The organism is Carnobacterium sp. 1290_CSPC (assembly GCF_001053265.1).
Lineage (GTDB): Bacteria > Bacillota > Bacilli > Lactobacillales > Aerococcaceae > Aerococcus > Aerococcus urinaeequi.
Window position 1 is genome coordinate 1 of sequence record NZ_JVVG01000034.1, and the last position, 3,311, is coordinate 3,311.

At 34.8% G+C, this 3,311-nt stretch carries 3 protein-coding genes; 1 reads left to right on the forward strand and 2 read right to left on the reverse strand.

Annotated features, from left to right (window positions below; all coding sequences use genetic code 11):
- Positions 1-71: 71 nt before the first annotated feature.
- The gene (locus AC973_RS02870) at positions 72-1,034 is read right to left on the reverse strand and encodes an NADP-dependent oxidoreductase (RefSeq protein WP_048727031.1); all 963 of its coding nucleotides are present in this window, start codon (positions 1,032-1,034) and stop codon (positions 72-74) included.
- A 24-nt stretch (positions 1,035-1,058) separates the two neighbouring features.
- Positions 1,059-1,472, reverse strand: a complete 414-nt coding sequence (locus AC973_RS02875) for an Ohr family peroxiredoxin (RefSeq protein WP_048727033.1) — start codon at positions 1,470-1,472, stop codon at positions 1,059-1,061.
- Positions 1,473-1,592: 120 nt separating this feature from the next.
- Here AC973_RS02875 and AC973_RS02880 point away from each other — a divergent pair, with 120 nt between their 5' ends.
- The gene (locus AC973_RS02880) at positions 1,593-2,027 is read left to right on the forward strand and encodes a MarR family winged helix-turn-helix transcriptional regulator (RefSeq protein ID WP_048727036.1); all 435 of its coding nucleotides are present in this window, start codon (positions 1,593-1,595) and stop codon (positions 2,025-2,027) included.
- The last annotated feature ends 1,284 nt before the right edge of the window (positions 2,028-3,311 follow it).

Consider the following 3,311-nt stretch of genomic DNA (forward strand, 5'->3'; position numbering starts at 1 on the left):
GCTTAAATCATAGATACCGTAAGGGATTTTATTCTTTATTTAAAACTTTGCAACAGAACCTCATTTTTGACCTAATATGCATTTGATTCAGTTTCAGCAACTAGCACGATTTTTCCTACTGCATGGTGCGTTTCACTGAGTTCATGTGCAGCATAAATCCCCGCTTGGTTCAGCGGAAATTCAGCGCCAATCACGCTTTTTAGTTTCTTTTCAGCCATCAGCTTAACTAAGGATGCTAATTCTTCGCCATTTGGTTTCAGCCAGATAGCCTCAGCATGAATCCCTTTTTTTTGAATCCGTGGATCTTCGTCTATCGAAAGAATACTGATTAAACGTCCTTCAGGCTTCAGTACAGTGATGCTTTTTCGTTGTACCTCTCCTGCCATTGTGTCAAGAACCAAATCAATCTCACTTAAAGTAGTCTCAAAATCAGTCGTATGATAATCAATCACTTCATCAGCACCTAATTCTTTTAATAGCTGATGATTTTTCGGACTAGCCGTAGTAATTACATACGCACCAGCTTCTTTCGCTAATTGAATCGCATATGTTCCCACGCCACCAGCTCCAGCATGAATGAGCACCTTTTGTCCTGCTTGAAGTTTCCCATGGGTAAATAGTGCTTGATAAGCGGTCAAACCAGCTAAAGGTAGTGCACCTGCATCTTTAAATGATACTTCTTCCGGTAATTTTGCTAGAAGATGATCATCAACAATTGTGTGCTCTGCATACGTACCAAACCGAGTCGTATCTGGTCTAGCGGCAACCCAATCACCAACTTTCCAGTCAGAAACCTGTGAACCTACCTCTTCAATGATACCTGCAACATCCCAGCCTAAAATAATCGGGAATTCCCATGGCATCATTTGTTGCAAATATCCTTCACGTAACTTCCAATCAAGTGGATTTACCGAAGTTGCTTTTACTTTAACCAACACTTGATGAGCGGATAACTCAGGTAACGTCACAGTTGCATCTGTCAGTTGTTCTTTCCCGCCGTATTGATTAATTACGACTGCTTTTGTCGTTGTCATCTTGCTTCATCCTTTCAAATAAAATTAGATTGCTTTTACTGATACTTCAATATTTCCACGAGTTGCACGAGAATAAGGGCATGTTTGGTGTGCGATTTCTAATAATTCTTGGCTTTTTTCTAAAGTAATTCCTTCAATGTGGCCTTCGATTTCAACACCTAATTGAACATCAGGTAATGCAGTTTGGCTCAAATTGTATAGTGAAACAGTTACTTCAATAGTTGATTCACCATCTACTTGTGCTTGTTTTTTCACATAATCCAAAGCACTGTTAAAACAAGCACTATATCCAGCTGCAAATAATTGTTCTGGGTTTGTCGCACCTGCTACTTTGTGTCCTGGAGCAACGATTGTCATTTCAAAAGAATTATCAGGAGAATGAACCTCACCGTTACGTCCGCCTGTATTAATCATTTTTGTTGAAAAAACTTTTTTCATATCTATTCCTACTTTCTGACATTTGTTTGGTTTTACCTTACTGAATACATTGTACACAATTTAATTGTATTTGAGGAATAATTTGTTTCTGTTAAAATAAAAAGAAAGGAGTTGCTTCAAATGAACGCAAATGACAATCCATTACAAAATGAATTATGTTTTCAACTTTATGTTGCTTCAAAAGAAAGCATTCGCATGTACAAACCTTTCTTAGATGAAGTCGACTTGACCTACACAGGCTTTATTACCTTAATGGCTATCGAGGACAACTTATCTGTAAAACAACTCGGTGAGCGGCTATTTCTAGACTCGGGCACGCTAAGCCCTTTATTAAAAAAGATGGAAAAACAAGGACTATTGCATCGCATACGAGCTAGCACCGACGAACGGCAATTGGTTATTCAGCTGACCGAGAAAGGAAAATCACTGCAAGAAAAACTTCCGTGCATTTCACGTGATGTCTACCAATCAATAACCAAATCAAGTGAATCTGGTGTATATGGCAATCTGATTTCACAATTAATTCAGCTAAACCAAAGCTTCCGTGAGGTTTAATCTACAAAAATGAAACTGAATTTGCTAGAATAAAAAATCCATAAACTCCATTAGTTTGCGAAACACCTAATGGAGTTTATAGACTTTTTGTTTTTAGCTGAACAATTCTTTCTCAGGCTCTTTGAGTTAATCAATACTTCTAATAACTGGAATGGCAACCCTTTTTTGACAAAAATTATAAAGTTTAAAAAACAGGTACTTGTTATCTAATCCGATTGTCCTTGACAACGAGCCACCATGGACGTGGAATAACCGTGGCGAAGCAACGATTAAATGTATCGTCCACTACGCAACGCTACCAATTTTTTAAAATGATGTATAAGTGCGCCCTTTTTCTAAATCGGCTTTCGTTTTGTTCAAAGGGATTGGGGCTTGCCCCAAAGTTAAAATAAAATAAGCGAAAAAATTATCCTAATTTTTTCGCTTATTTTATTTTTTCTACGTACAAGTACTGTGCTTGCTGTTACTTTTAATTCCTTTTTGAGTTATTTAAAATTTTATTCTTGATATAATTTTTGGAAAAAGAAAAGGGAGATTTGATATGGATAAAGTAAGGGAATATTTTTTTTGGTTTAGTATTTTTGGATTAATATCTTCTATTTTTTTTGATAGTAGAGAAGTAGAGATATTTTTCTCTATATTGTTAATAATAAGTCTTTTAGAAAGTGTAATTAGGAATAAAAAAAGGAATTAGTATTTTGCTATCTTTCTAAGAATTAACCGAATTAAGAAAAATAAAAATACTAAAACTAATCCAAAAATTTCTAAAGTTCTATTACCTGGAAAAAAAATAACTAAACTAATATATATAATTATAGCTATCCAAAAATAAATATTTAAGTATTTATTTTGTTTTTGTTTATGTTTCATCTTAACACCTCTTTATAAAACTATAACAAAATCCGGAAAACGTAAATTAAGAGGTATTCATGGATTTTTAGATATATTTTCATACAAATACCCTTGAACATTTTTAAAACGCTTCTATCCCCCTCTAATTTGCTTCTGAGCGTATTTTAGGGGTTTGTTAAGGGTGTTAACCCTTGACCATGCGTTAGCATGCTTGTAAATGCAGCAATTTACGCAAAATTACTTAGATTTTCAAACAATCTCATACAATAATTACCCCTTTTTCTTGAAAATAAGGGGTTTAAGGGGCTTTGCCCCTTTTTTTAATGGCTTGCATCAGCAAGGCTTCCCTTTTTTTTTTTATTCTCTTTTTTTGGTTCTGTTGCAAAGTCTTAAATCTACTATCAAATAAGGTAGAATAATAGAAAAAGATAG